Here is a 25,446-nt window from a genome sequence, read left to right as displayed (position 1 = left end):
CCTCACGCTAGGGACCGCAGATCCAAGGCCGTGCCGTCGAAGATCCAAGATTCGTCCAAGATCGGTCTGCAGGGGTTCGGAGTCGGCGCGCTGACCTCCTCGGAGCGCCACACTGAGCCCATGCGGGTGTTGCTGGTGGAGGACGACGACGCGGTGGCGTCGGGCATCGTCGATGGCCTCGACCCGGCGCTGTTCACCACCCGTCGAGTCGACACCGGCCTCGACGGGTTGAGCTCGCTCGACGACTTCTCGCCCGACATCGTGCTGCTGGACCTGGGCCTTCCCGACGTCGACGGCACGGACGTGTGTCGGCGGATGCGGGAGCAGTCGAACGTCCCGATCATCGTGGTCAGTGCCCGCGGCGACGAGATCGATCGGGTCCTCGCTCTGGAGATGGGAGCGGACGACTACCTGGTGAAGCCGTTCGGCATGCGCGAGCTGGTGGCCAGGATGCGCGCGGTCGCCCGACGCGCCGTCGGCGACGGGCCGGTGGCGGCGCGTCCCCAGGTACGGGTCGGTCCCCTGGCGGTCGACGAGCGCACGCGGCGGGTCGAGCTGGACGGCGCCGAGGTGCACCTGACGCCCAAGGAGTTCGACCTGCTCAGCTACCTGGCCGCCGACGTCGGCGCGGTGCACCGGCGCAGCGACATCCTGCACGACGTGTGGGAGACGCCGTGGTTCGGCACCACCAAGACGCTCGACGCGCACGTGGCTGCGATCCGCAAGAAGCTGGGCGACCCGGGCTGGATCGAGTCGGTCCGCGGCGTCGGCTTCCGGCTCGTCGAGCCGACAGCGCCGTGAAGCGCCGTTTCATGGCGGCCTTCGTCGCCCTCGGCCTGCTGGTGCTGCTGGTGCAGGACGTGCCCCTGGCCGAGTACCTGCGCGGCGTCGAGACCGACCGCATCATGACGACGCTGGAGCGCGACGCGTTCGTGCTGGCGGGGCGCAGCGAGGAGGCGCTGCAGTCGCCCGACACCGCGGACGACGCCGGCGTCATCGCCCTCGCGCAGCGGTACCGCGACAACGGCGGTGCCCGTGTCGTGGTCGTCGACGCGGCCGGTACCGCGGTGGCGTCCAGTGACGACGACCAGGCCACGACCGTCGGATCGGCCTACGGGAGCAGGCCGGAGATCGCCCAGGCGCTGAAGGGGACGGTGGCCACGGGCAGCCGATACTCGCAGACGTTGCGCTTCGAGCTGCTGTACGTGACCGTCCCGGTGCTCAGCGGAGACCAGGTGCTGGGCGCGGTCCGCCTGACCTATCCGCAGGCGACGGTGACCCGGGCGGTCAACGCCCAGCTGCGCAAGCTGGCCGTCGTCGCGCTCACCACCGTCCTGCTCGCCGGTGTCGTGGCCTACGTGCTGTCGCTGGGGGTGACCCGACGGCTCGACGCCCTGCGGGCCGTCACCGGCGACCTGGCCGATGGCGACCTGTCGGTGCGGGCGAACGAGACCGACGGTGCCCCGGAGGTCCGGGCGCTGTCTGCCTCGTTCAACCAGATGGCGACCCGTCTCGACACGCTGGTCACCCAGCAGCGCACCTTCGCGTCGGACGCGTCGCACCAGCTGCGCACGCCACTGACGGCCCTGCGGCTGCGCCTCGAGCGGGCGATCGACCTGCTGGAGACCGACCCTGCCGCGGCGCGGGAACGCGTAGCCGCGGCCGACGTCGAGGCCGAGAGGCTCGGCACGCTCATCGACGGGCTCCTGCTGCTGAGCAGGGCTGACGCCTCGGACGTCCCTCGCGAGGTGGTCGACGTGGCCGAGGTGGTTCGCGGCCGGGTCGAGCACTGGCAGCCGTTGGCGGAGGAGCTCGGGCTGACGCTGACGCTCGACGCGCCGGCGAGCGCGCCGACCGTGGCGGCGCCCACGTCGGTGGAGCAGATCGTCGACAACTACATCGACAACGCCATGTCGGCCAGCGAGCCCGGAGGTGCCATCGATGTCAGGGTCGAGTCGTCAGGCGCCGGGGTCGGCCTGCGGGTGGTCGACGAGGGTCGCGGTCTGTCCGCCGAGGACTGCGCGCGCGCCTTCGACCGGTTCTGGAGGGCCGACTCGGACTCGAGCGGCACGGGGCTGGGCCTTGCGATCGTCGCTCGCCTGGCCGCGGTCAGCGGTGCGTCGGTGAGCCTGCAGCCCGGCGTCGGTCGCGGGGTCGTGGCCACGGCGCTCTTCGAGCGTGCGCCCGACCAGGTTCAGCCGCGCGACACGACACCGGTCGAGAACGATCAGAATCCCGGTTCGCGCGGCGTGTAGGGCTCCTCGAGCGCGGTCAGCTCGTCGGCGCTCAGGGTCAGGTCGACCGACGCGATCGCGTCCTGCAGGTGGTGCGGCTTGGTGGCGCCGACGATGGGTGCCGTGACGGCGTGCTGCTGTCGCACCCAGGCGAGCGCCACCTGCGCCCGCGAGACGCCGCGGCCGTCGGCCACCTGCGCCACGGCCGAGGCGATCGCACGGTTCGACGCCTCGGCGTCCTGGTAGAGGTTGCGGGTCACCAGGTCAGAGGAGCTGCGCTCGGTCGACTGGTCCTCCCAGTCGCGCGTCAGACGGCCGCGGGCGAGCGGACTCCACGGGATCACCCCGACTCCCTGGTCGACGCACAGCGGGTGCATGTCGCGCTCTTCCTCGCGCTGGACGAGGTTGTACTGGTCCTGCATCGACACGAACGGGGTCCACCCGTGGGTGCGGGCGACCTCCTGCGCCTTGGCGAACTGCCAGGCCCACATCGACGACGCGCCGAGGTGGCGCGCCTTGCCCGCCTGCACGACGTCGTGCAGCGCCTCCATCGTCTCCTCGATCGGCACCTCCGGATCCCAGCGATGGATCTGGAACAGGTCGACGTGGTCGACGCCGAGGCGCCGCAGGCTGCCGTCGATGGCGGTCATGATCGCGTCGCGGGAGAGTCCGGCGCTGCCGGGTTCTGAGTCGAGCGGGAAGAAGCACTTGGTGGCGATCTGCACCTCGTCGCGCCGGGCGAGGTCGGCCAGGGCCCGACCGACGAACTCCTCGCTGGTGCCGTCGGAGTACATGTTCGCGGTGTCCCAGGTGGTGATGCCCGCCTCGAGGGCCTGCTCGAAGTACGCGCGACTCGTGGTCTCGTCGAGCGACCACGGGTGCGGGCCACGGTCGGGCACCCCGTAGCTCATGCAGCCGAGGATGATCGGGGAGACGAACAGGTCGCTGGTGCCGAGCCGCACGGGTTCCATGGTCTCGATCATGCACCCGGTTCCCTAGACTGTGACCGCCCCATCGGAAACTCCCTGAGCAGGACGGTCATGCGCGCCCAGTACCCCGGAACGTGCGGCGTCTGCTCGCAGCCGATCGCGGTCGGTGACGACATCACCGGCGTCGGAGCCTCGCGCCAGTGGATCCACCAGGCGTGCGGCACGCAGGGCACGCTGACGCCCGAGGCGGCACCCGCGGCCGCACCGGCCGTCCTCCCGGCGGGCAAGGAGCCCGGAGACGCCGCCCCCGCGGGCGCCACGGTCGTGTTCACCGACGGCTCGTGCCTGGTCAATCCCGGCGGCCCCGGCGGCTGGGCGTGGGCCGTCGACTCCGACGACCACGACTCCGGGTCCGACCCGTCGACCACCAACCAGCGCATGGAGGTCCGCGCCGCGCACGAGGCGGTCAAGGCTCACCCCGACGGCCCGGTGCACGTGGTCAGCGACTCGCAGTACGTGGTCAACTGCTTCGCCCAGCGCTGGTACCGCGGCTGGCACGCGCGAGGCTGGCTCAACAGCGCCAAGAAGCCCGTGGCCAACCGCGACCTGTGGGAACCGTTCATCGCCCTGGTCCTCGAGCGCGGCGACGTCACCTTCGAGTGGGTCAAGGGCCACGCCGGCCACGAGATGAACGAGCTCGTCGACGAGCTCGCCGGCGCCGCTGCGCGGCTGGCCTCCCAGCAGGCCTGATGCGGCCGGACCTGGTTCAGCTCCGCGCGGATCGGTCTCGGAGCAGGCGGTGGACGAGCGCGTCGACGACGGCGTCGGTGCTCGTCGCAGGATCGATGGAGATGGTCAGTCGGTCCAGCAGGAGGCCGTCTATCGCGTAGTGGAACAGGGCGATGTCGGCCCGTCCGCCCGGCAGCCCCGCCTCGGTGTTGAACGCGACGTCGGCGGCAAAGGCCTCTCGCCGCCACGCGCCGAGAGCCTCGGCCACGTCCGCGTTGCGGGCCGACTCCAGGCGCAGCTCGAGCAGGGCGAGGGTGACGTCGCGATGCGTCGTGAGTCGCTCGACGATGTCACGCACGTACTCGGCGAACAGCGCCTTGGACGGCGCTCGAGCGGCGAGCTCGGCGTGCACGACCGGATCCGGCGTGAGCCGCTCGGCGATCCGGGACACGAGTGCAGTGACGAGCCGAGCGCGTGTGTCGAAGTAGTTGGAGGCCGTCCCGAGCGGCGTGCCGGCCTCGCGGTCCACAGCTCGGTGGGTCAGGCCCCGGGCGCCCTCTCGCGCCAGAACACGCAGCCCGGCATCGGCCAACGCGGCGCGTCGGTCGTCGTTGCGGGCCACGACCTCACCCTAGCTCAACCACTACGGATGTTGTATATTCTCTACCACAACATCTGTCGTAGTTCTTGGAGGGCCCATGCGTGAGCTGACCTACTTCGTCGCCGTCTCGCTCGACGGCTGCATCGCCGACGCCGACGGACGGTTCGATGCCTTCCCGGTCGAGGGCGACCACATCGAGATGATCGTGCGGGACTTCCGTGACACCCTTCCGGCCCATGCCCTCGCGGCGATGGGCGTGGAACCGACCAGCGATCGGTTCGACACGGTGCTGATGGGCTGGAACACCTATGCGTCCGGCTTCGACCACGGCGTGACCGATCCGTACCCGCATCTCGAGCAGGTGGTCTTCACCCGAGGCTCACGCCGCCGTCGACGTCCCGCCCGGGGTGCGGCTGGTGACCTCCAGTCCCGGCACCGAGGTCCAGCGCCTCAAGTCCGAGCCCGGCACGGGGATCTGGCTGTGCGGAGGTGGACGGCTCGCCGCCCAGCTCGTCGACGAGATCGACCGACTGGTGCTGAAGGTCAACCCCGTTCTGCTCGGCCGCGGTCGACCGCTGTTCGACCTGCCAGCCGGTGCCGGAGCGTTCGAGCTCGTGAACAGCACACCCCACGACTCCGGGGTCGTCGTCAACGAGTACGTCCGTCCAGCCCGAACGGCTCATCGCGGCTAGCGTCGACAGCATGCGCTCCGTGCTTGCTGCCGTCGTGGTCCCCCCGTTGGTCATCTTCGTGACCGCGCTGTCGCACCCGCAGTTCCTCACCGTCGAGTCGGCGCAGCACTGGAAGCACGTCCACGTGTGGCTGCTGGTCTGGTTCCCGCTGCTGGCGCTCGGGCCGTGGCTCGTGGCGCGGGCCGTCGATCGGCGCGCCGCCTGGCTGGTCGCGATCGCGGCCTATGCCTATGCGACGTTCTACAGCGCGCTCGACATCATCGGCGGGATTGCGGCCGGAGCGATCACCAAGGCCGAGGCAGGCGGCCTGGGGATCATCTCGCCGATCGCCGGCGACTTCGAGCAGATCGGCGGCATCGCCTTCGTGGTCGCCTGCGCCCTCGGAGCCGGAATCGGGCTGCACGCCACCGGATGGCTGCGAGGTGCGCTGCCGGCGGCGGCCGTGATGGTCGGGGCCGTCGGGCTGTGGGAGTACCACGTGTTCCGGCCGCAGGGGCCGATCGCGATGTTGCTGCTCGCCGCCGGCTGGGCCGCGTTCGTGCTCCTGATCGACCGCCGCGTCGTCGAGCAGAACCGCGTCGAGGTGGCCTGACACACTGGCGCCGTGCGACTCTCCCTCGAACCGGGCGCTGACGGCATCGACGCGTACCGACTGCTGACCGCCATCGTGGTGCCGCGGCCCATCGCGTGGATCTCGACCCTGTCGGTCGACGGAGTCGGCAACCTCGCGCCGCACTCGTTCTTCGGCGTCGCCAGCGCGAACCCGCCGATGGTCACGTTCACCTCGGTCGGGCACAAGGACACCGTGCGCAACGTGCGGGAGACCGGTGAGTTCGTCATCAGCACCTCCACCGAGGCGATGATGCACGCCGTCAACGACACCTCCGCCTCGTTCGGCCCCGAGGTCGACGAGGCGGCGGCGGTCGACGTCGAGATGGCGCGGAGCGTGGTGGTCGCCCCGCCACGGGTGGCGAGATCGCCCGCCTCCCTGGAGTGCCGGGTGCACCAGATCCTCCGGGTCGGCGACTCCGAGCTGGTCATCGGCGAGGTGGTGATGATGACGGTCGAGGACTCCGTGATGGTCGACGGCGAGCCCGACTACGACCTCATGCGGCCGGTCGCTCGCCTCGGTGGCGAGGTCTGGGGACTCCCGTCGCCGACGGTCACCATGCCCCGACCACGGTGAATCGACCGGGCTGATCCGACCAGTCCGATTCACCAGCCGGGCGTAGCGTCGGTCGCATCAGCTCCCGCACGATCACCCTGGCGATGGACGACGGCACGGGCGAGGCGTACGTCTCGCGGCCTGACGACGCGCCCCATCCGGGTGTGCTGCTGTTCCCGGACGCCATCGGCCTGCGACCTCAGATCGAGCAGATGGCCGACCGCATCGCCGGCTGGGGATACGTGGTGCTGGCCCCTCACCTGTTCTACCGAGAGGGTCCGGCCGCCGAGCTGGCGCCGCAGGAGGACCTGCGGGCCCCCGGAGCGCGAGAGGCGTTCTTCGAAGGCGCCATGGCGACCATGCGCGCCCACACGCCCGACCGGGCGCGAGCCGACCTGCCACAGTACGTCGACGCGCTGGCGGCGGAGTCAGGCGTGCTAGGTCCGTTCGCGGTCACCGGGTACTGCATGGGCGGGCGACTGTCCCTGCAGGCCGCCGAGTGGATGCCCGAGTCGTTCGCGGCCGCCGCGTTCTTCCACGCGGCCGGGCTTGTCACCGACGCGGACGACAGCCCCCACCTCGGCGTCGGCGACCTGCGAGCCGAGGTCCTGGCCGGCCACGCCGACCAGGACTCCTCCAACCCGGCCGAGGCGGTCGCCGCCCTCGACGACGCACTGGACGCGGCGGGCGTCACGCGCACCACGGCGATCTACCCCGGGGCGCCGCACGGCTTCTCGATGGCCGACACCTCGATGTACCAGCAGGAGGGGGCCGAACGGCACTTCGCCGAGCTGGCGGCCCTGCTCGCGCGCACGATCGGCTCCTGAGTCATGTCGGCAGCAGGGCCAGGACCGAGTCACGGCTGACCAGCAGCTCGCACCGGCCGCTGCAGACCTGCTGGAACTCCAGACGGCCCAGCGTGATGAGTCGTTGCACCTCGGCGATGTCGACCCCGAGGGTCTCGGCGGCCTCCGCGAGGTTCAGCTGACTGCGCACCCGTCGATGCTACGTCCGTGAGCCGGTGGGCGGAATACGTCGCGGCCGGTGGGTCTTGGAACAGACATGACCGTCAACGCATCAGGATCCGGAACGTTCACCCTCGGCGGCGACATGCCCGTCGTCAGACTCGGCTACGGCGCCATGCAGATCACCGGTGACGGGGTCTGGGGCGAGCCGAAGGACCGCGACGAGGCCATCGCCGTGCTGCGACGTGCCGTCGACCTGGGCGTCACCTTCATCGACACCGCCGACTCCTACGGGCCCAACGTCTCCGAGGAGATCATCGGTGAGGCACTGGCGCCGTACGAGCACGGCATCGTCGTCGCCACCAAGGCCGGGCTGACCCGCACGGGCCCCGGTGAGTGGGTCCCGTGCGGCCGCCCGGCGTACCTCAAGCAGCAGGTCGAGCTCAGCCTGCGCAAGCTCAGGACCGACCGCATCGACCTGATCCAGCTGCACCGCATCGACACCCAGGTGCCGGTGGCCGACCAGGTCGGCGCGTTCAAGGAGCTGCAGGACGCCGGGAAGGTGCGCCACATCGGCCTGTCCGAGGTCAGCGTCGAGCAGCTCAAGGAGGCGCAGAAGACCGCCGAGATCGTGTCGGTGCAGAACATGTTCAACCTGACCAGCCGCGACGCCGAGCCGCTGCTGGACCACTGCACCACCGAGGGCATCGGGTTCATCCCGTGGTTCCCCCTGGCCACCGGTGAGCTGTCGAAGGACGGCAGCGTGCTGTCCGACCTCGCCGCCCAGCACGAAGCGACCCCGGCGCAGCTGGCGCTCGCCTGGCTGCTGCACCGCTCGCCGGTGATGCTGCCGATCCCCGGCACGTCGAGCGTCTCGCACCTCGAGGACAACCTCGGGGCCGCCGACATCGAGCTGTCGGCCGAGGAGCAGCAGGCGCTGGCCGACGCCGTGTAGCGACGTGACCGTCGCCCTGATCGTCCCGCTCTGATGGAATGAGCCCATGAGCGACCTGCGACCCCTGCGGGGCCTGCCGCTGGACGTGCTGCGTCGACGCACCAGCGTCAAGTGGGCAGACCTCGGACCGGACGACCTGCCGCTGTGGGTCGCGGAGATGGACGCGCATCCGGTGCCGGCCGTCGTGGAGGCGGTCACCGCGGCGATGCGCTCGGGGGACACCGGCTACCCGGCCAGCGTGCGCGACTACGCCGACGCGTTCGCAGGATTCGCCGCCGACCGGTGGGGGTGGGCGATGGACCCGAGCCGGACCGCCATGGTCGCCGACGTCATGACCGGCGTCACCGAGGCAGTCGCGCTGGTCAGCCGGCCCGGTCGCCCGGTCGTGGTCAATCCGCCCGTGTACCCGCCGTTCTACGGGTTCATGGACCACGCCGGACGGCCGACCATCGACGCCCCGCTCGGCCCTGGCGGCCGCCTCGACCTCGACGCCGTGGACGAGGCGTACCGAGCGGCCGGGCCCGGCGCCGCGCACCTGCTCAGCAACCCGCACAACCCGACCTCGGTCGTGCACTCTCGTGCTGAGCTCGAAGGGGTGGCGGCTCTCGCGCACGAGCACGGCATCACGGTGGTGGTCGACGAGATCCATGGACCGATCGTCGCATCGGGCTTCGTCCCGTACCTGAGCGTCGAGGGCGCCGCCGACGCGATCATCGTCACGTCCGCCTCGAAGGGGTTCAACCTGGCCGGGCTGAAGGCTGCCCTGCTGGTCGGCGGCCCGCGCTCGCGGCTGTCCGATCTGCACGACATGGTCAGCCACGGCCCCAGCCACCTGGCGATGATCGCCCATGGTGCTGCCTTCCGCCACGGTCGGGCCTGGCTCGACGCGTTGCACACCGACCTGGCCGAGAACCGGGCCCAGCTGTCGGCAGGACTGCAGAGCCTGACCGCATTCACGTGGAACGAGCACGACGGAACGTACCTGGCGTGGCTGGACGTCTCGGGGCTCGGCGACGACCCGGCGCCTGCCATCGCCGACCGCGCAGGGGTGGTGCTCAACTCGGGTCTGCCCTTCGGCGCCGGTGGACGTGGACACGTGCGGCTCAACTACGCCACCACGCCCGAGGTGCTGGACGAGGCACTGCGTCGTCTGACCCGGATGGGATGACCGCACCTAGTCAGATCGGGTGATTTGTCCGCGCGAGCAGCCGGTACGGCCGATCTCTTCCTAGAATTCCCGCAGGGAGTTTCGATGATGGAACGCAGGGGAGCACAGGGAGAACCGGCGCGGACGGGCTCGTCGTTGTCGAACGCGACGGCGGCCATCTACGCCGGAGGTGCGGTGCTGCTCTCCAGCACCTCGATCCTGTGGGTGCCGGAGATGAGTCCGCGCTGGATGCTCGTCACGTTCGCGATCGGTGCTGCGGTCCAGTCGCTGTACGCCTACACGCGCGGCCGACGTCTGACGATCGCGGAGGTCGCGCCGATGGTGGTGGCGACGATGATCGTCACCGGGCTGCTCACGTGGCGCACCGACATGGACCTGGCGGCTCTCGCCAACGGGGCCACGCTGCCGATCATGGCGCTGTTCGTCGTCTGGTTCTTCCCGTCCCTCGCTGCACGCGCCCTGCTCTATGGCGGGTGTGCCCTGTGGTGGTTGGCCATCGTCCTGCGGGAGGACCCCCAGCTCAGCGCGATCGCGCTGATCGTGGTCGTCGAGGTGCTGGTCGTCACCGAGATCTTCACCCGGCTGCGCGCGAGGGACCAGCAGGCCGCCTACCGAGACGTCCTCACCGGCACCGCCAACCGGCGTCAGGTCGTCGAGATCTGCGAGCGGCACCTGGCGCGGATGAAGGAGAAGGGTGTCCCGTTCTCGATCATCTCGATCGACCTGGACGGACTGCGGGAGGTCAACAACCTCCAGGGCCACCATGCGGGGGACGCCCTCCTCGTCGCGGCGGTCCACCACTGGAAGTCCGGCATCCGCGAGCACGACATCCTCGGGCGCTTCGGTGGGGACGAGTTCGTCGTCATCCTGCCCGGGGCCGCAGCCCTCGAGGCCTTCGCCGTGAAGCGGCGGCTGCGCGTCGGCACCGACATCGGCTGGTCGGCGGGCGTCGCGCAGGCACGCGTCGACGACACGTTGGCCACGCTGATGCATCGTGCCGACGAGCGCATGTACCGGCAGAAGGCGGCCCGGACCGCGAGCTGACCGCTCAGTCGGCCGCGGCCGCCTCGTCCGGTGTCGGCGCCGAACCGCCGAGCCGCGCGGGCACCCATGGCTCGCCGGCCGGATGGGGGCCGTAGGCCCGCTGCACCTCGTGCAGCAGGTCGGTCATGGCGGCGGCGAGCGCGGCGGTCAGGTCGGCGGCAGATCCGGTCGCCGTGATGGGGTCTCCGATCGCGACCATCACCGGGATGCGGGTGCGTCCGAGGTGCCGCGGCGCACTCTTGGGTGCGATGCGCTGCGATCCCCACACGATCGCCGGGACGATCGGGGCGCCGGACTCCAGAGCCATGCGTGCAGCACCGCTCTTGAGCTCCTTGATCTCCAGGCTGAGGCTGATGGTGGCCTCGGGGTACACCGTCACGACCTCTCCGGCCTTCAGCTGGTCGACGGCGGCGAGGTAGGCGTCCCGACCAGCGGATCGGTCGACGAGGATGACACCGCAGCCCTTCATCAGGAGTCGGAGCACGGGATTGCGGGCCAGCTCGGCCTTGGCGAGGATGCGGATCTGGCGGTGGTCGACGTCCAGCGCCGAGAGTCCGATGTAGCTGAAGTCGACGTAGCTGGTGTGGTTGACGGCGAGGACGGCGCCGCCGGATGACGGCAGGCGGCGCGACCCGAGTCGGATGACCTGGTGCCCGCCGACGAGGTTGAACAGCCGGAAGACCGTGACCACGAACCAGTAGGTCACGGGTGGGACCTCACAGCTGGTCCAGCAGGCCGAGCGTGGTGGTCCACGCCTCGGTGCTCGGGTCGATCAGGGTGAAGTGGTCACCCTCGACCATGGTCACCGTGGCGTCGGCTCCGGCCGCCGTGGCCTTCCTGACGTAGCTCGTCGACTGGTTGGGCGGCACCGTGGTGTCGTCGTTGCCGTGCACGCAGCGCACCGGCACGTCGAGCGGTATGCGCTCGTAGGGGTCACCGTCGCGGTACCGGGCGGCCAGCTCGGCCGTGTCGGGGGCTCCGCCCATGAGGGCCTCCACCGCCCCGCCGCCGAGCCCGTCGCGAATCGCGAGGGCGAAGTCCAGGACGCCGGCCTGTGCGACGGCCGCCGTGACCGGGACGGCGGGCTGGTTCCAGTCGGGGTTGTCGAGCTTCGACCTGCCCGCAGCCCACACGGCGAGGTGACCGCCCGCCGAGTGGCCCAGTGTGATGACGGTGGACGTGTCGAGATCGTCCACCCCGGCGAGCGCGTCCAGTCCGGCCGCCACGTCGTCGAAGGTGGTGGGCCATCCGCCGCCGTTGCCGAGGCTGCGGTACTCCAGGTTCACCGCTGTCCATCCGTGCTCGGCCAGCGAGGTCGCGAGTGGCCGCCCCAGGGACAGGTCGTACTGTGACTGCCAGAAGCCCCCGTGGATCACCACGACCACGCCCTTGGACGTGCCCGGGGCGGCCGTCCCGGTGGGCCGGCTGATCTCGAAGAACTGCGCCGGGTCGTCGCCGTACGAGATGGTCTCCACGTCATCGCCCTTCGGTGCCGAGCTGATCCTGGTGCACGCCGCCAGTGCCACGGCTGCCGCGAGACCCAGCAGGGTGCGGCGACTGATCGACGCGTCACGGGGGTCCACCCACCCACTCAACCGCACCGTGCGGCCGGTCGCCATCGGAACGACCGCGGCGCTCTCGGTAGGATCGGAGTCCGTCGAGGTCCATGGGAGGAGATGTCCATGGAGTCCTACGACCTGGATCTCTACCTCCTGGTCGGCGCGGCGGTCCTCATCCTGGCGGTCCTCGCCGTTCGAGTCTCGGTCACGGCCGGCATGCCGTCGCTGATGATGTACCTCGCGCTCGGTCTGATCATCGGCAGCTCGGGCCTGGGCATCGAGTTCCAGGACGCCGATCTCGCGTTGGCACTCGGCTTCGGAGCTCTGGTGCTGATCCTGGCCGAGGGTGGTCTGACCACGCGATGGGAGCACGTCAGACCCTCGCTCGGCCTGGGCCTGCTCCTGGCGACCCTCGGGTCGGCGCTCAGCGTGCTGGTGGTCTCGGCGGGAGCCCACTACCTGCTGGACCTCGACTGGCGCCTGGCCATCCTGCTGGGCGCGGTGCTGACGCCGACCGACGCTGCGGCGGTGTTCTCGGTGCTGCGTGCCGTGCCGCTCAAGCACCGGGTCAGCGGTGCCCTGGAGGCCGAGTCCGGTCTCAACGACGCCCCGATCGTGGTGCTGGTCACGGCCGTCAGCCTCGGGGAGATCACGGACGGCGGCGTCTGGAAGTTCACCGGTCTGATCGTCTTCGAGCTGGTCGTGGGCGCTGTCATCGGCCTCGCCATCGGGTTCCTGGCTGCGCAGCTGCTGCGCCGCGTCGCCCTGCCGGCGTCGGGCCTGTACCCGTTGGTGGTTCTCGGGTTCACGGTGCTGGCGTACGGATCGGCGGCCAGCCTGCACGCCAGCGGCTTCGCGGCGGTCTACGTCGCGGCCCTCGTGCTGGGCAACACCGAGCTGCCGCACCGCATGGCCACCCGGTCGTTCGTCGAGGGTGTCGGCTGGCTGTCGCAGATCGGCCTGTTCGTCATGCTCGGCCTGCTCGCCAACCCCGACGAGCTGCAGTGGTGGCACGTGTGGACCGGACTCGCCTCCGGCGCGATCCTCACCTTCGTCGCGCGTCCTCTGTCGGTCGGCCTGTGCGCCGTGTGGTTCAGACGGGGCCTGCGCGAGCAGCTGTTCATCGGCTGGGCCGGTCTACGTGGCGCGGTGCCGATCGTGCTGTCCACGATCCCGCTGGCGGCCGACGTGGAGGGCTCCCGCGACCTGTTCAACATCGTGTTCGTCGCCGTGGTCGTCTACACGCTGGTGCAGGCGGCGCCGCTGTCCAGACTCGCGGGCTGGTGCGGTGTCCTGTCCGACGACATCCGCGAGGCCGACGTCGAGGCAGCGCCGCTGGAACGCATCTCCGCCGACTTGCTGCAGATCCGGGTGCCCAGGGGCTCGCGGCTGATCGGCGTCGAGGTCGGTGAGCTGCGGCTTCCCGTCGGCGCATCGGTCTCGCTCGTGGTGCGCGACGGCAGCACGTTCGTGCCGCACCGCACGACCCGGCTGGCGATGCACGACGACCTGTTGGTCGTGGCGGCCCGTCAGGTGCGTGAAGCCACCGAGCAGCGCATCCGGGCGGTCGGACGCCACGGGCGTCTTGCGGGCTGGGGGCCGTCGAACGGTCCGGTCAGGTGACCGGGAGGATCGGCAGGCACACGTCGATCTGTCGGTCGGCGGTGGCCTTGGCGGTCTCGCCCTTCTTGGTGAGTCCCTTGGTGGCGTAGTTGCTGCCGACCAGCACGCTCACGTTGGTCGCGTCGAATCCGGCCGGCGGGCCCTGGACGGAGATCTTGCCGCCGAACTGGGCCCGCACCAGCTGCACGCGCGGGTCCTTCTCGTCCTCGGCGATGATGACGATGTCGTTGGAGGTGATCTCGGTGGGGTTGTTGGCGACCGTTCCGGCCAGGAAGCCGCGACGTTGCAGCAGCGTCGACACCCGGTTGGCGAGGCCCGCGGTGCGCGACGCGTTGTAGACGTTCACCGTGACCAGGTTGGGGGTGACGTCGTCGCCGACGTTGATCGTCTTGGGCGTGCAGGTGGGCGCGGCGACCGTGGTGGTGGCGCTGGAGGTGAGCAGGTTGAAGCCCACCACGCTCCCGCCCACGAAGGCGCCGATCGTCACCAGGATGAGCAGGAATCCGGCAGGCTTCACGCGGTGCGTCCGATCGAGTGCACGCGGGCGTGCAGCACCGAGCGTTGCTGCAGGGCCGCCCGGAGGGCTCGGTGCAGACCGTCCTCGAGGAACAGCTCGCCGTTCCAGCCCACGACGTGGGCGAACAGGTCGCCGAAGTACGTGGAGTCCTCGTCGAGCAGCTGTTCGAGGTCGAGCTGGGTCTTGGTGGTGGTCAGGTCGTCGAGCCGGACCTGCGAAGGGGGGATCGCGGCCCACGCACTTTGTGACAGCCCGTGCTCAGGGTAGGGACGCCCGTCGCTCACCCGCCGAAAGATCACGTCGTCAGTGTAGTCAGGGCAGGTCACGGACGCCGGTAGCCTGCTGCCATGACGACCAGCGACGACGCGCAGCAGGCCGCAGCCGAGGCACAGGCCGCGGCGCAGCGTGCTGCGGAGGCGCAAGCGGCAGCCGCTGTCGCCCAGCAGCGGGCCGACGAGCTCGCCGCGAAGGCCGCCGCGGCAGCACGCACCAGCACCGCGCCCGCCCCCGACGACGACACGGTGGCGACCGTCACCGCGGGCTACACGTTCGAGGCGGAGGCGCTGGAGATCGGTGCGCTTGTCGACGGCGGCGAGGCGGTGCCGTCGGCGCAGGTGCGGATCCCGCTGGCCATGCTCAACCGGCACGGACTGATCGCCGGTGCCACCGGAACCGGCAAGACCAAGACGTTGCAGGTGCTCGCCGAGCAGGTGTCGGCGGCCGGCGTGCCCGTGTTCGCCGCCGACATCAAGGGCGACCTGTCGGGCATCGCCACACCGGGCACGGCCAGTGACAAGCTCACCGCGCGGTGCGACAGCATCGGTCAGGCCTGGGTGCCGCGGGCTGCTCCCACCGAGTACTTCACGCTCGGCGGCACGGGCACCGGCGTGCCGCTGCGCGCCACGGTCACCGACTTCGGACCCACCCTGCTGGCCAAGGTGCTCGGCCTCAACGACACCCAGGAGTCGTCGCTCGGCCTGGTGTTCCACTACGCCAGGAACGCCGATCTGGAGCTGATCGACCTCGCCGACCTGCGTGCGGTGCTGGTGCACCTGACCGGTGACGAGGGCAAGGCCGAGCTGCAAGGAGCTCGGTGGGCTGTCCAGCGCGACGGTGGGTGTGATCCTGCGTGAGCTGATCGCCTTCGGCGACCAGGGTGCCGACGTGTTCTTCGGACAGCCGCAGATCGATGTGGCCGACTTCCTCCGTACGGCCGACGGAGCCGGCGTCGTGTCCCTGCTCGAGGTGCCCGGCGTCCAGGACAAGCCGGCGTTGTTCTCGACGTTCCTCATGTACCTGCTGCAGCAGCTGTTCAGCACGCTGCCGGAGGTGGGCGACGTCGAGAAGCCGAAGCTGGTGTTCTTCTTCGACGAGGCGCACCTGCTGTTCCGCGACGCGTCGAAGGACTTCCTCGAGACGATCACGCAGACGGTGCGACTGATCCGCTCCAAGGGGGTCGGCGTGTTCTTCGTGACCCAGACGCCCAAGGACGTCCCGTCGGACGTGCTGGCCCAGCTGGGCTCGCGCGTGCAGCACCAGCTGCGCGCCCACACGCCCGACGACGCCAAGGCGCTCAAGGCGACCGTGTCGACCTATCCGACGTCGTCGTACGACCTGGCCGAGGTGCTGCAGCAGCTGTCGATCGGCGAGGCGATCGTCACGGTGATGAACGATCGCGGGGCGCCCACCCCGGTGGCCTGGACGCGGGTGCGAGCACCGCAGGGCTCGATGGACCCGACGCCCGCGGCGGCCATGACAGCGGCGGTCGCCACGTCCCCGCTCCAGGCGAAGTACGGCACCGCGGTCGACCCGGTGTCGGCGGCGGAGAAGCTGGAGAAGGTCGCCGAGGCCTCCGATGCCGCGACGGCCGCCGAGACCCAGCGCCAGTGGGAGACCGAGGAGGCCGAGAAGGTCGCCCGCGAGGCTGACCGCATCGCCAAGCAGCGCGGTCGCTCCACCACCCGACGCTCCTGGTCGCGGCGCACGTCGACCCTCGACAAGGCCGTCGGCGAGGCATCGCGCACCCTGGCGCGCGAGATCGTCAAGAACCTGTTCAAGCGCCGCCGCTGAGCACGGCCGGGAACAGATCAGGGTCATCCCGGGTTGGCACTCCTGACGGGGCAGTCCACGATGGACGTGTGCTCGCGCCGTCGTGGGCCGGCCACACCGACAGGAGGAGTCATGTCCCAGCCTTCGGTGCAGCGTGAGTTCGACGCGCTGTCGCGGCTGCGGGCTCCGTGGGTGAAGCGGGCCGCCATCGAGCTGGCGCTGCTGGCCTTCCTGTACGTCGGGTACAGCGCCTCGCGGCTGCTGGCGTCCGACGAGTTCGCTCCGGCCCGCGGTCGGGCGCTCGACTTCTTGGCGTTCGAGTCGACGTGGCGCATCGACGCCGAGGCCTGGCTGAACCGTGAGTTCGTCCAGCACGACTGGCTCGGGCTCTTCGCCAGCTACTGGTACGCCACCACCCACTACGCCGTCACCGCCGTCGTGCTGGTGTGGATCTACCGCCGCAGTGCGAGCCAGTACGTGACGGCTCGCCGGGCGCTGGTCGTCGCCACCCTGGTCGGCCTGTTCTTCTACCTGACCGCGCCGACCGCCCCTCCCCGCATGATCGGCGGATTCACCGACGTGCTCAACCTGCATGCGGCCAGCGGGTGGTGGGGTGCGGACGCATCGGCCCCGAAGGGCCTGGGCGGCATGACCAACGAGCTGGCGGCCTTCCCGTCCATGCACGCCGGCTGGGCGTTGTGGGTGGCCCTGGTCCTGATCCGCGCCGGAGTCAGTCGGATCGTCCAGGTGGCCGGGGTGGTCTACGCCGCGATGATGGCCGTGGTCGTGGTGGGCACCGCGAACCACTGGGTGGTCGACGTCGTGGTCGGCTGGGTCATCGTGCTGGTGTCGTTCGGGTTGATCGCCGTCTGGGAGCGGCGCAGCCCCGTGGTGGCCCACGAGGACGCACGAAGCGGGCCATCCGATCTCGTCGAATGACCCGCTTCGGTGGTCGTGCGTCAGACCTGCTGCGTCACAGCACCGCCACCAGCACCACGACGACGACCACGACGGCCACCACCGCGACCAGCGCCTGCTTCCAGTAGGCCTTCGCCAGCACCGGCAGCACGGTGGCGCCGAGATCGAGCGCCTCGACCTCCCGCTGGGGCGCGGCCGGTTCGGCGGGGGCCCGGGGTGGGACCGGACCGACGGCCGACGCCGTGGCCGCTCCGACGGCGGGCTCGCCCGAGGGCTGGGTCGCCTCCGGTTCGGGCGCCTCCGCCGGCGCGGTCGCCGTCGCGTCGGCCGCAGGTGCGGCTTCCGCGGCCGGGGCCGGGGCGCCGGTGCCCACCTTGTCCTGCAGGCAGTCGACGAACAGCCCCAACAGCTTGTCGCTGACGTCCTGCATGACCCCACGTCCGAACTGCGCCGGCTTGCCGGTGATGGCCAGATCGGTCACCACCGACACCTCCGTCGCGCCGCCGGTGTCGGTCAGCTGGGCGACCACGTTGGCCCCGGCCGTGCCGTTGCCCCGCTTGTCCTTGCCCTTGGCCTCGAGCACCATGCGGTGCGCCGCCTCGTCCTTCTCGACGAAGCGACCCGTGCCGTTGTAGACCAGGGCGATCGGTCCGAGCTTGACCTTGCAGGAACCCTCGAACGTGTCGCCCTCGACCGAGGTGACCTGGGCTCCGGGGAAGCAGGCCGCGACCGACTCGATGTCCTGGAACGCCGCCCAGGTCTCGTCGATCGACGCCGGCACGCTGAATGAGTGCGACAGCTCCACGGGCCCTATCCCTTCGCCGCTGCCCGCACGGCGCGTCCGGTCAGGACGCCCGCCAGGTGCTTGCGGTAGTCGGCGTCGCCGTTGAGGTCGCTCGGCGGGTTGGTGCCGTCGGCGGCGTGGCTGGCCGCATCGGCGATGCCGGACTCGGAGGCGCCTCGCAGCGCCTCCTCGACGGCAGTGGCCCGCACCGGTGTGGACCCCATGTTGGTGAGACCCACTCGTGCCTCCTCGATGGTGTCGAGGCTCATCTTGACCGTCGCGGCCACGGCCACGATCGGCCACTGGTGCGCGACGCGCACGAACTTCTCGTAGTGCGCACCCCAACCGGTGTGCTTGGGCACGCGCACCGCGACGAGCAGCTCGTCGTCGCCGATGGCGGTCTCGAACAGGTCGACGAAGAAGTCCGCAGCGCCGACCGTGCGGGTGCCGCCCGGACCCTGGATGACGAACTCCGCGTTCAGCGCCACCGCCGGTGCGCCGAGGTCACCGGCCGGATCGGCGTGGGCCAGGGCGCCACCGAAGGTGCCGCGGTGCCGCACCTGGGCGTCGGCGAGGTGCTCGACGGCCTTGGTGATCAGCAGGGCGTGCTCGCGGACCAGTGGGTCGTGGAGCACGTCGTGGTGGGTGGTCATGGCGCCGATCACGATGGCGTCGCCGTCGTCGCGGACGCCTCGCAGGGAGTCGATGCGACCGAGGTCGATCACCCACTCGGGTGCGTTCAGCCGCATCCGCATGACCGGCAGCAGCGACTGCCCGCCGGCGAGGATCTTGGCGTCGTCGCCGTGCTCGGACATCAGGCTCAGCGCCTCCTCGACGCTGGTCGGTGCCGCGTACTCGAACTGCACGGGAATCATCGGGCTTCTCCTTCTGCCGGATCGAAGTGGGGCATGGCGTCGGCCGTGGTCGGCTCGGTGCCGCCACCGCCTGCGTTCTGTAGTGCCTTCCAGACCCGCTCGGGCGTGCAGGGCATCTGGACGTCCTCGACACCGAGGTGGCGGATGGCGTCGATCACGGCGTTGACCACGGCGGGGGTGGACGCGATCGTGCCGGCCTCGCCCACACCCTTGGTGCCGAGCGTGTTGGTCAACGACGGCGTCGAGCGGTGGCTGACGTCGAAGTGGATCAGGTCGGCCGCGGTGGGCACGAGGTAGTCCACGAAGCTGCCGGACACCAGGGTGCCGGCGTCGTCGTAGACGGCCTCCTCGAACAGGGCCTGCGCGATGCCCTGCACCAGGCCGCCGTGCACCTGGCCCTCGACGATCAGCGGGTTGATGACGTTGCCGATGTCGTCGACGCACGTGTACTTGCGCATCTGGACCCGGCCCGTCTCGGTGTCGATCTCCACCGCGCACAGGTGGGTGCCGTGCGGGTAGTTGAAGTTGATCGGGTCGAAGGTGGCGTCGGCGTCCAGCGACGGCTCCATGCCGTCGGGCAGGTTGTGCGCCGCGAACGTGGCCAGCGCGATCTCCTGGATGGTCAGGCCCTGATCGGTGCCGGACACCGAGAACTTGCCGGCCTTGAACGAGATGTCGTCGACCGACGCCTCGAGCAGGTGGGCCGCGACGGGCTTGGCCTTCTCGATGACCTTGTCGACGGCCTTGACCAGCGCCTCGCCACCGACCACGAGCGAGCGTGAGCCGTAGGTGTCGAGTCCCTTGGACGCGATCTGGGTGTCACCGTGCAGCACCTCGACGTCCTCGAACGGCACGCCGAGCCGGTCGGCCACGATCTGGCTGAACGCCGTCTCGTGACCCTGGCCGTGGGCGCTGGCGCCGGTGACGATCTCGACCGTGCCGGTGGCCAGCATGCGCACGCTCGCGTGCTCCCAGCCGCCGGCGCCGTAGTCGAGCGAGCCCAGCACGCGCGACGGTGCCAGACCGCACATCTCGGTGAACGTCGAGATGCCGATGCCCAGCTGGACCGGGTCGCCGGACTCGCGGCGCTGCTTCTGCTCGGCGCGCAGCTCGTCGTAGCCGAACGTGGCCATGGCCTCCTCGGTGGCGGCCTCGTAGTTGCCGGAGTCGTACTCCAGGCCGGCGACGGTGGTGAACGGGAACTCGTCGTTCTTGATCCAGTTCTTCTGCCGCAGCTCCATGGGCTCGATGCCGGTGGCGACCGCGAGCTCGTCCATCATCCGCTCGATGCCGAAGGTGGCCTCGGGCCGGCCGGCGCCGCGGTAGGCGTCCGTCCAGGCCTTGTTGGTCAGCACCGTCTGGCACGCGAAGTGGTAGGCGGGGAACTTGTAGATGGAGTTGAACATGAAGGCGCCGAGCACGGGCACACCGCCGCCGACGACCGACACGTACGACCCGAGGTCGGCGGTCAGCTCGACCTTGAAGCCGGTGACGGTGCCGTCCTTCTCCGCCGCCAGGGTCAGCTTCTGCCACTGGTCGCGGCCGTGGTGGGCCGCCATCAGCGACTCCGAGCGGGTCTCGGTGTACTTGACCGGCTTGTGGACCTGGCGTGCGACCCACCAGGCGATCCACTCCTCCGGGGTGACCTGGAGCTTGCCGCCGAACCCGCCGCCGACGTCGGGGGCGATGACCCGGATCTTGGACTCGGGGACGCCCGTGGTGGCGGCGAGCGCGAAGCGCACGATGTGCGGCACCTGGGTGGCCGACCACATCGTCAGCTGCTCGCCGGTGGGGTCGACCACCACGGAGCGCGGCTCCATGAAGGCCGGGATGAGGCGCTGCTGGCGGAACTCACGCTCGACGACCACGCCGTCGGTGCGGGCCTTGGCGATGGCGTCCTCGACGTCGCTCCCGGTGCCGGCGGCCGCGGAGTCGAACACCCAGTAGGCCGACTTGTTGGTGCCGAGGTCGGGGTGCGCGAGCGCGCCACCGTTCTCCGGCGTGGCCTCCAGGGCCTCCTTCATGTCGATCGCGGCGGGCAGCTCGTCGTAGTCGACGTCGACCAGCTCGGCGGCGTCACGTGCCTCCGCGGCGGTGCGAGCCACGACGACCGCGACGATCTCACCGGCGAACGTGACGCGGTCGGCGGGGATCGGCGGGTGGGCCGGGGTGACCTGGTCGGGCGTGATGGGCCAGGCGTTGATGAGGACGCCGGCCGACTCGTCCAGGTCGGCGCCGGTGTAGACGGCGACGACGTTGGGCGACGACTTCGCCGCGGACGTGTCGATGTGGGTGATCGTGGCGTGCGCGAACGGGCTGCGGACCATCGCCATGTGCAGCATGCCGGGCAGCACGATGTTGTCGGTCCACTTGGTGCGACCGGTGATGAGGCGCTGGTCCTCCTTGCGGCGGCGATCGCGCCCGATCTCGGGCGTGGTCGTGGGTTCCTCGACGACGGTCACTTCGCTCCTCCTTCGGCGGCGGCGTGCAGGACGGACTTGACGATGTTCTGGTAGCCCGTGCAGCGGCAGAGGTTGCCCTCGATGCCGACGCGGACCTCGTCCTCGGTGGGGTTCGGGTTCTCGTTGAGCAGGTCGACCGACTGCATGATCATGCCGGGGGTGCAGAACCCGCACTGCAGGCCGTGGCACTGGCGGAACGACTCCTGCACCTGGTGCAGCTGGCCGTCCTCCCGACCCGATGTGGCCGCGAGTCCCTCGATCGTGGTCACCTCGGCGCCGTCGGCCTGCACGGCCAGGACGTTGCAGGACTTCACGCTGCGCCCGTTCAGGTGCACGGTGCAGGCGCCGCAGTTGCTGGTGTCGCACCCGATGACGGTGCCGGTCTTGCCGAGCGACTCGCGCAGGTACTGCACCAGCAGCATCCGGGGTTCGACGTCGTCGGAGACCGAGGCCCCGTCGACGGTGAGATTGATCTTGGTCATGGAGCGTCTCCCTGAGGTGTGACGAGTGGAAGCAGACGTGTGTCCTGAGTCACAACCTAGGCACGGCAGGGTTGGCGAATGGTTGGCCAATCCCGTGGGTCGGCTGCGGCGAGCTCAGCCCCCGGCGGCAGTGAGCCGGGCGCGCAGCAGCGCCTTGGCCGGGTGGGGTCGAGTGCCCAGCGCCGCCAGGCAGACCTCGAGCACCTCGGTGTCCCACGGCGCGATGGCGCCGTATCCGACGACGGCGTCCGGGTCCGGGTCGGCGAGCACGGCCTCGCGCACCGCGACGGCCACGTAGTCGGCCAGCTCGGTCAGGGCGGGCGAGTTGGTCCCGGGCAGCAGGTCGCCGGCGTAGGCCGCCACGGCCTCGCGGACCCGGCCGGAGCGGATCATGCGGATGACCCGGTCGACGTCGAGCTCCACGGGCATCTCGAGCTTGTACGGGCGCGACGAGAGGGCTCCCCCGAGGGCCGCGCGCAGGTGCGAGACCTCGGCCTTGAGGGTGGACGCAGTGACCCGCTCGTCGCCGTAGAGCAGCGCGTGGAGGCGGTCGAGCGACAGTCCTTCGGGGTGGATCGCGAGCAGGGCGAGGATCTCGGTCTGGCGCCGGTTGAGCAGCAGGCGCTTGCCGTCGAGCACCGCAGAGGCCTGGCCGAGCAGGGTGACGCTGAGGCCGGGAGTGACCGGGCCGCTGGGCGTGCTGAGCTGGGGGTGGTGCTCCGAGCCCGGCATCGCGGTCTCGATGAGGCGTGCCATGACGCGTGCGGTGGCCAAGCCGATCGGGTGGGTGCGGTCCCAGGTGGTCGACAGGTCGATGACGCCCAGCTGCTGACCTGTCAGCGGGTCGTTGACCGGAGCGGCCCAGCACACCCAGTTGTGCACCATGGGGGCGTAGTGCTCGGCGGCGAAGACCATCGAGGTCTGCGCGGTGCGCGCTGCCAGGTCCAGGGCGTTGGTGCCGACGCTGAGGTCGTCCCAGCGTCCGCCGACGACGAAGTTGACGCTCTCGGCCTTGCGGCGCATGACGCGTCCGCCGCAGGTCCACAGGATGCGGGCGTGGTTGTCGGTGACGGCGAGCACCAGGTCGCCGTCCTGTGCGGTCTGGCGCAGCTCGTGCTCGATGCGTCCGACCGCGACCTGCAGGGGGGAGTCGTTCCAGAACGAGGCCGTCTCGGACTCGTCGGCCAGGGGGGCCTCGGCGACGTCGAGCAGGTCGACGGTCGACGACCGCTGCCAGCTGTCGAGGATCTCGGGGCGCACCTGCGTCCGGGCGGGCGGCGCCGGGTCGCGGCGCTGCTCGACGAACGAGCTTCCAGGCCTGCGCCACCTCGGTGCGGCGCTCGCGAAGTGCCGGATCAGCCGGGCCGCGACGTGCGATCTCGCTCGATGCCGTCATGCCGCCTCCTCGCCGTCACGGTACCTCGCACGGTGTGACGGAGGCCACACTCTCATGTCTCGAGGTCCAACGCGTGGTGAATGCGGCCGTCGCGCTCGGCCAGCCGACCCCCGCTGCCGCCCCAGCGACCGGCGATGATCTCGGCGGCGATGCTGATGGCGGTCTCCTGCGGGGTGCGGGCGCCGAGGTCGAGACCGATCGGGCTGGACAGCAGTGCCAGCTCGTCGTCGGACAACCCGATCTCGCGGAGCCGCTGGAGCCGGTCGTCGTGGGTGCGGCGTGAGCCCATGGCGCCGACGTACGCGACCCGCGGCATGCGCAGCGCCACCTCGAGCAGAGGGACGTCGAACTTGGGGTCGTGGGTGAGCACGCAGACGACCGTGCGCTCGTCGATGCGTCCGCCGTCGAGCTCGGCGGTCAGGTAGCGGTGCGGCCAGTCGACGACCACCTCGTCGGCCTCGGGGAACCGGGTGGCGGTGGCGAACACGGGCCGCGCGTCGCACACCGTGACGTGGTAGCCGAGGAAGGCGCCGACGTCAGCGACGGCGGCCGCGAAGTCGATCGCCCCGAACACCAGCATGCGGGGGGCCGGCGCGAACGCCCACACGAACACGCGCATGCCCTCGCCGCGCCGCTCGCCGTCGGGGCCGTACGTCAAGGTGGCGTGGTGCCCCTGGGCCAGCAGGCCGAGGGCGTCGTCGGCCACGGCGTCGTCGGCACGGGGTGAGCCGAGCGATCCGGAGACCGGTTGGTCGGTGTCAGGGCGCAGGATCATGCGGCGGCCCACCCAGGCCGCGTCGGGGTGCTCGACCACGGTGGCGACCGCCACGGGGCGACCCTCACGCACGTCGTCGGCGATGCCGGCCAGCTCGGGGAACGTCTCGCGGCTGACCTTCTCGACGTAGAGGTCGAGGATGCCGCCGCAGGTGAGGCCGACCGCGAACGCGTCGTCGTCGGAGATGCCGTAGCGCTGGAGCACGGGCTGGCCCGAGGCCACGACCTCGCCGGCCAGCTCGTACACGGCGCCCTCGACGCAGCCGCCGGACACCGACCCCACGGCCTCGCCGTCGGGGCCGACCAGCATCGAGGCGCCGGCCGGGCGGGGCGCGGACTGGAAGGTCGCCACCACCGTGCCCATGCCGATGGTCTCTCCGGCGTCGTACCAGCCCATCAGCTCGTCGAGCACCTCACGCATGGGCGATCACCTCCAGCACCTCTTCGAACGACCGGACCGAGTGGCCGGCGATGAACTCGTCGCAGTGCGGCAGGACCGCGACGATGCCTTGCTGCACCGGCTCGTAGCCGGTCTTGCCGCGGTGCGGATTCACCCACACGACCCGGTGGGACAGTCGGCTCAGTCGCTGCATCTGGGTGGCGAGCTCGGTGGTGTCCCCCTGCTCCCAGCCGTCGCTGAACACGACGACCACGGCGCCGCGGGCCATGCCGCGCGCGCCCCAACGGTTCAGGAACGCGCCGAGCGTCTCGCCCAGCCGGGTGCCTCCGGACCAGTCGGGAACCTGCTCGCCGGCGCGCACGAGGGCGCGATCGGCGTCGCGGGTCCGCATCGCAGCGGTGACCCGGGTCAGCCGCGTGCCGAGTGTGAACACCTCGGTACGGGGGACCGCCGCGCTGATGCTGTGGCTCAGCCGCAGCAGGGCGTCGGCGTACGGCTCCATGCTGGCCGAGACGTCGACGAGCAGGACCACGCGACGTGGCTGGTGCGTGCGGCGGCGGTACGCGATCGGGGCCGGCTCGCCGTAGGTGCGCATGGTGCGCCGCAGCGTGCGACGCATGTCGACGTCGCCTCGGCGGGCCGGGGTGTGCCGTGTCGCTCGGCGTCGGGGCGCTCGCGGGCGCAGCAGCCCGATCAGCAGGTCCAGCAGCGCCTTCTCGTCGGCGGTCGCAGCCGCCACGTCGCGGTGCCGCAGGATCTCGACGTCGCTGGCCACCGAGGCGACCGGGTCGGACGCGGAGTCCTCGCCGGACTCGCCGGGATCACCGAGTGGCAGCGTCGACCGAACCTGGCGCGGGGTGCCGCGGGGTGCCGTGCGGGGCAGCTCGTCGCGCCCGGCGAACCAGGCCTCGAAGACCTGGTCGTAGCGGTCGAGGTCGTCCGGCCCGGAGCACAGGGTGGTGCGGCCGGCGGTGTAGGTGCCGGCCAGGCCGCCCACGCCCACCAGGGACGCCGCCGTGAGGAAGGCCGACGCGCGGTCGGGCGTGACGTCGACGCCGGAGCTGCGCAGTGCCCGGGCGAAGCCGAGCAGGACCTCGTCGGGCTGCTTCACCTGTTGACACTCCT

28 protein-coding genes are annotated in these 25,446 nt (G+C 70.8%); 14 read left to right on the top strand and 14 right to left on the bottom strand.

Going from position 1 to position 25,446, the window contains the following annotated elements:
• Positions 1-120 precede the first annotated feature (120 nt).
• Both AC0L5F_RS09540 and AC0L5F_RS09535 read left to right on the top strand, forming a co-directional pair.
• A complete protein-coding gene (locus AC0L5F_RS09540) occupies positions 121-801 on the top strand; it encodes a response regulator transcription factor (RefSeq protein WP_473313093.1) in 681 nt (226 codons plus the stop codon).
• Entirely contained in the window at positions 798-2,255 is a 1,458-nt protein-coding gene (locus tag AC0L5F_RS09535; protein ID WP_473313092.1) for a sensor histidine kinase, read from the top strand. The genes AC0L5F_RS09540 and AC0L5F_RS09535 overlap by 4 nt, the downstream gene beginning before the upstream one ends.
• Here the strand turns inward: AC0L5F_RS09535 and AC0L5F_RS09530 are convergent.
• Positions 2,228-3,205: an aldo/keto reductase gene (locus tag AC0L5F_RS09530; protein ID WP_473313091.1), complete on the bottom strand. Its 978-nt coding sequence runs from the start codon at positions 3,203-3,205 to the stop codon at positions 2,228-2,230. The genes AC0L5F_RS09535 and AC0L5F_RS09530 overlap by 28 nt on opposite strands.
• A gap of 69 nt (positions 3,206-3,274) precedes the next feature.
• On the opposite strand from AC0L5F_RS09530, the gene AC0L5F_RS09525 reads away from it, so the two are divergent.
• The gene (locus AC0L5F_RS09525; RefSeq protein ID WP_473313090.1) at positions 3,275-3,913 is read left to right on the top strand and encodes a ribonuclease H family protein; all 639 of its coding nucleotides are present in this window, start codon (positions 3,275-3,277) and stop codon (positions 3,911-3,913) included.
• A gap of 16 nt (positions 3,914-3,929) precedes the next feature.
• Here AC0L5F_RS09525 and AC0L5F_RS09520 read toward each other — a convergent pair whose 3' ends face one another.
• Positions 3,930-4,514: a TetR/AcrR family transcriptional regulator gene (locus tag AC0L5F_RS09520; protein WP_473313089.1), complete on the bottom strand. Its 585-nt coding sequence runs from the start codon at positions 4,512-4,514 to the stop codon at positions 3,930-3,932.
• A 395-nt stretch (positions 4,515-4,909) separates the two neighbouring features.
• On the opposite strand from AC0L5F_RS09520, the gene AC0L5F_RS09515 reads away from it, so the two are divergent.
• The 4 genes from AC0L5F_RS09515 (at position 4,910) to AC0L5F_RS09500 (ending at position 7,177) form a co-directional block, all read left to right on the top strand.
• Complete coding sequence (locus tag AC0L5F_RS09515) at positions 4,910-5,185, top strand: dihydrofolate reductase family protein (protein WP_473313088.1); 276 nt, start codon at positions 4,910-4,912, stop codon at positions 5,183-5,185.
• Positions 5,186-5,195: 10 nt separating this feature from the next.
• On the top strand, positions 5,196-5,777 hold the full coding sequence (locus AC0L5F_RS09510; protein WP_473313086.1) for a hypothetical protein: 582 nt from the start codon (positions 5,196-5,198) through the stop codon (positions 5,775-5,777).
• A gap of 12 nt (positions 5,778-5,789) precedes the next feature.
• Complete coding sequence (locus AC0L5F_RS09505) at positions 5,790-6,371, top strand: flavin reductase family protein (RefSeq protein WP_473313085.1); 582 nt, start codon at positions 5,790-5,792, stop codon at positions 6,369-6,371.
• Positions 6,372-6,454: 83 nt separating this feature from the next.
• Entirely contained in the window at positions 6,455-7,177 is a 723-nt protein-coding gene (locus tag AC0L5F_RS09500) for a dienelactone hydrolase family protein (protein ID WP_473313084.1), read from the top strand.
• A 1-nt stretch (position 7,178) separates the two neighbouring features.
• Here the strand turns inward: AC0L5F_RS09500 and AC0L5F_RS09495 are convergent, their stop codons facing one another.
• A complete protein-coding gene (locus tag AC0L5F_RS09495) occupies positions 7,179-7,346 on the bottom strand; it encodes a hypothetical protein (protein ID WP_473313083.1) in 168 nt (55 codons plus the stop codon).
• A 66-nt stretch (positions 7,347-7,412) separates the two neighbouring features.
• Between AC0L5F_RS09495 and AC0L5F_RS09490 the strand changes: the two genes are divergently transcribed.
• The 3 genes from AC0L5F_RS09490 (at position 7,413) to AC0L5F_RS09480 (ending at position 10,482) form a co-directional block, all read left to right on the top strand.
• Positions 7,413-8,270, top strand: a complete 858-nt coding sequence (locus AC0L5F_RS09490) for an aldo/keto reductase (protein ID WP_473313082.1) — start codon at positions 7,413-7,415, stop codon at positions 8,268-8,270.
• A 46-nt stretch (positions 8,271-8,316) separates the two neighbouring features.
• Positions 8,317-9,438, top strand: a complete 1,122-nt coding sequence (locus tag AC0L5F_RS09485; protein ID WP_473313081.1) for an aminotransferase class I/II-fold pyridoxal phosphate-dependent enzyme — start codon at positions 8,317-8,319, stop codon at positions 9,436-9,438.
• An 84-nt stretch (positions 9,439-9,522) separates the two neighbouring features.
• Complete coding sequence (locus tag AC0L5F_RS09480; RefSeq protein ID WP_473313080.1) at positions 9,523-10,482, top strand: GGDEF domain-containing protein; 960 nt, start codon at positions 9,523-9,525, stop codon at positions 10,480-10,482.
• 4 nt (positions 10,483-10,486) lie between these two features.
• Here AC0L5F_RS09480 and AC0L5F_RS09475 read toward each other — a convergent pair whose 3' ends face one another.
• Together AC0L5F_RS09475 and AC0L5F_RS09470 are read right to left on the bottom strand one after the other, a co-directional pair.
• Positions 10,487-11,188 carry a lysophospholipid acyltransferase family protein gene (locus AC0L5F_RS09475; protein WP_473313079.1) on the bottom strand — a complete coding sequence of 234 codons (702 nt, stop codon included), beginning with the start codon at positions 11,186-11,188 and terminating at the stop codon, positions 10,487-10,489.
• Between the two features lie 10 nt (positions 11,189-11,198).
• Positions 11,199-12,065, bottom strand: coding sequence for an alpha/beta hydrolase (locus AC0L5F_RS09470; protein WP_473313078.1), 867 nt, complete (start codon positions 12,063-12,065; stop codon positions 11,199-11,201).
• 99 nt (positions 12,066-12,164) lie between these two features.
• Here AC0L5F_RS09470 and AC0L5F_RS09465 point away from each other — a divergent pair, with 99 nt between their 5' ends.
• Positions 12,165-13,664 carry a potassium/proton antiporter gene (locus AC0L5F_RS09465; protein ID WP_473313077.1) on the top strand — a complete coding sequence of 500 codons (1,500 nt, stop codon included), beginning with the start codon at positions 12,165-12,167 and terminating at the stop codon, positions 13,662-13,664.
• Here AC0L5F_RS09465 and AC0L5F_RS09460 read toward each other — a convergent pair.
• Together AC0L5F_RS09460 and AC0L5F_RS09455 are read right to left on the bottom strand one after the other, a co-directional pair.
• Entirely contained in the window at positions 13,657-14,181 is a 525-nt protein-coding gene (locus tag AC0L5F_RS09460; protein WP_473313076.1) for a LytR C-terminal domain-containing protein, read from the bottom strand. The genes AC0L5F_RS09465 and AC0L5F_RS09460 overlap by 8 nt on opposite strands.
• Complete coding sequence (locus tag AC0L5F_RS09455; RefSeq protein WP_473313074.1) at positions 14,178-14,480, bottom strand: type II toxin-antitoxin system VapB family antitoxin; 303 nt, start codon at positions 14,478-14,480, stop codon at positions 14,178-14,180. The genes AC0L5F_RS09460 and AC0L5F_RS09455 overlap by 4 nt, the downstream gene beginning before the upstream one ends.
• A 48-nt stretch (positions 14,481-14,528) precedes the next feature.
• Here AC0L5F_RS09455 and AC0L5F_RS09450 point away from each other — a divergent pair, with 48 nt between their 5' ends.
• The 3 genes from AC0L5F_RS09450 (at position 14,529) to AC0L5F_RS09440 (ending at position 17,169) form a co-directional block, all read left to right on the top strand.
• Complete coding sequence (locus AC0L5F_RS09450; protein WP_473313072.1) at positions 14,529-15,314, top strand: helicase HerA-like domain-containing protein; 786 nt, start codon at positions 14,529-14,531, stop codon at positions 15,312-15,314.
• A complete protein-coding gene (locus tag AC0L5F_RS09445; protein ID WP_473313071.1) occupies positions 15,295-16,251 on the top strand; it encodes a helicase HerA-like domain-containing protein in 957 nt (318 codons plus the stop codon). Before AC0L5F_RS09450 ends, AC0L5F_RS09445 begins: the two co-directional genes overlap by 20 nt.
• 111 nt (positions 16,252-16,362) lie before the next feature.
• A complete protein-coding gene (locus tag AC0L5F_RS09440) occupies positions 16,363-17,169 on the top strand; it encodes a phosphatase PAP2 family protein (protein WP_473313070.1) in 807 nt (268 codons plus the stop codon).
• 34 nt (positions 17,170-17,203) lie between these two features.
• Here the strand turns inward: AC0L5F_RS09440 and AC0L5F_RS09435 are convergent, their stop codons facing one another.
• The 7 genes from AC0L5F_RS09435 to AC0L5F_RS09405 all read right to left on the bottom strand — a co-directional run bounded on the left by AC0L5F_RS09435 (position 17,204) and on the right by AC0L5F_RS09405 (position 25,432).
• Positions 17,204-17,953 carry an SRPBCC family protein gene (locus tag AC0L5F_RS09435; RefSeq protein WP_473313069.1) on the bottom strand — a complete coding sequence of 250 codons (750 nt, stop codon included), beginning with the start codon at positions 17,951-17,953 and terminating at the stop codon, positions 17,204-17,206.
• 5 nt (positions 17,954-17,958) lie between these two features.
• Complete coding sequence (locus AC0L5F_RS09430; protein WP_473313068.1) at positions 17,959-18,807, bottom strand: FAD binding domain-containing protein; 849 nt, start codon at positions 18,805-18,807, stop codon at positions 17,959-17,961.
• Positions 18,804-21,269, bottom strand: coding sequence for a xanthine dehydrogenase family protein molybdopterin-binding subunit (locus AC0L5F_RS09425; protein WP_473313067.1), 2,466 nt, complete (start codon positions 21,267-21,269; stop codon positions 18,804-18,806). The genes AC0L5F_RS09430 and AC0L5F_RS09425 overlap by 4 nt, the downstream gene beginning before the upstream one ends.
• Positions 21,266-21,751: a (2Fe-2S)-binding protein gene (locus AC0L5F_RS09420; protein WP_473313066.1), complete on the bottom strand. Its 486-nt coding sequence runs from the start codon at positions 21,749-21,751 to the stop codon at positions 21,266-21,268. Before AC0L5F_RS09420 ends, AC0L5F_RS09425 begins: the two co-directional genes overlap by 4 nt.
• A 114-nt stretch (positions 21,752-21,865) precedes the next feature.
• On the bottom strand, positions 21,866-23,011 hold the full coding sequence (locus AC0L5F_RS09415; RefSeq protein ID WP_473313065.1) for a sigma-54-dependent transcriptional regulator family protein: 1,146 nt from the start codon (positions 23,009-23,011) through the stop codon (positions 21,866-21,868).
• Between the two features lie 188 nt (positions 23,012-23,199).
• Complete coding sequence (locus AC0L5F_RS09410) at positions 23,200-24,342, bottom strand: XdhC family protein (protein ID WP_473313064.1); 1,143 nt, start codon at positions 24,340-24,342, stop codon at positions 23,200-23,202.
• Positions 24,335-25,432: a vWA domain-containing protein gene (locus AC0L5F_RS09405; RefSeq protein ID WP_473313063.1), complete on the bottom strand. Its 1,098-nt coding sequence runs from the start codon at positions 25,430-25,432 to the stop codon at positions 24,335-24,337. The genes AC0L5F_RS09410 and AC0L5F_RS09405 overlap by 8 nt, the downstream gene beginning before the upstream one ends.
• Positions 25,433-25,446 lie beyond the last annotated feature (14 nt).

It is taken from the genome of Aeromicrobium sp. 10G20-16, from assembly GCF_055809665.1.
This window is presented reverse-complemented; position numbering and strand designations above follow the sequence as displayed.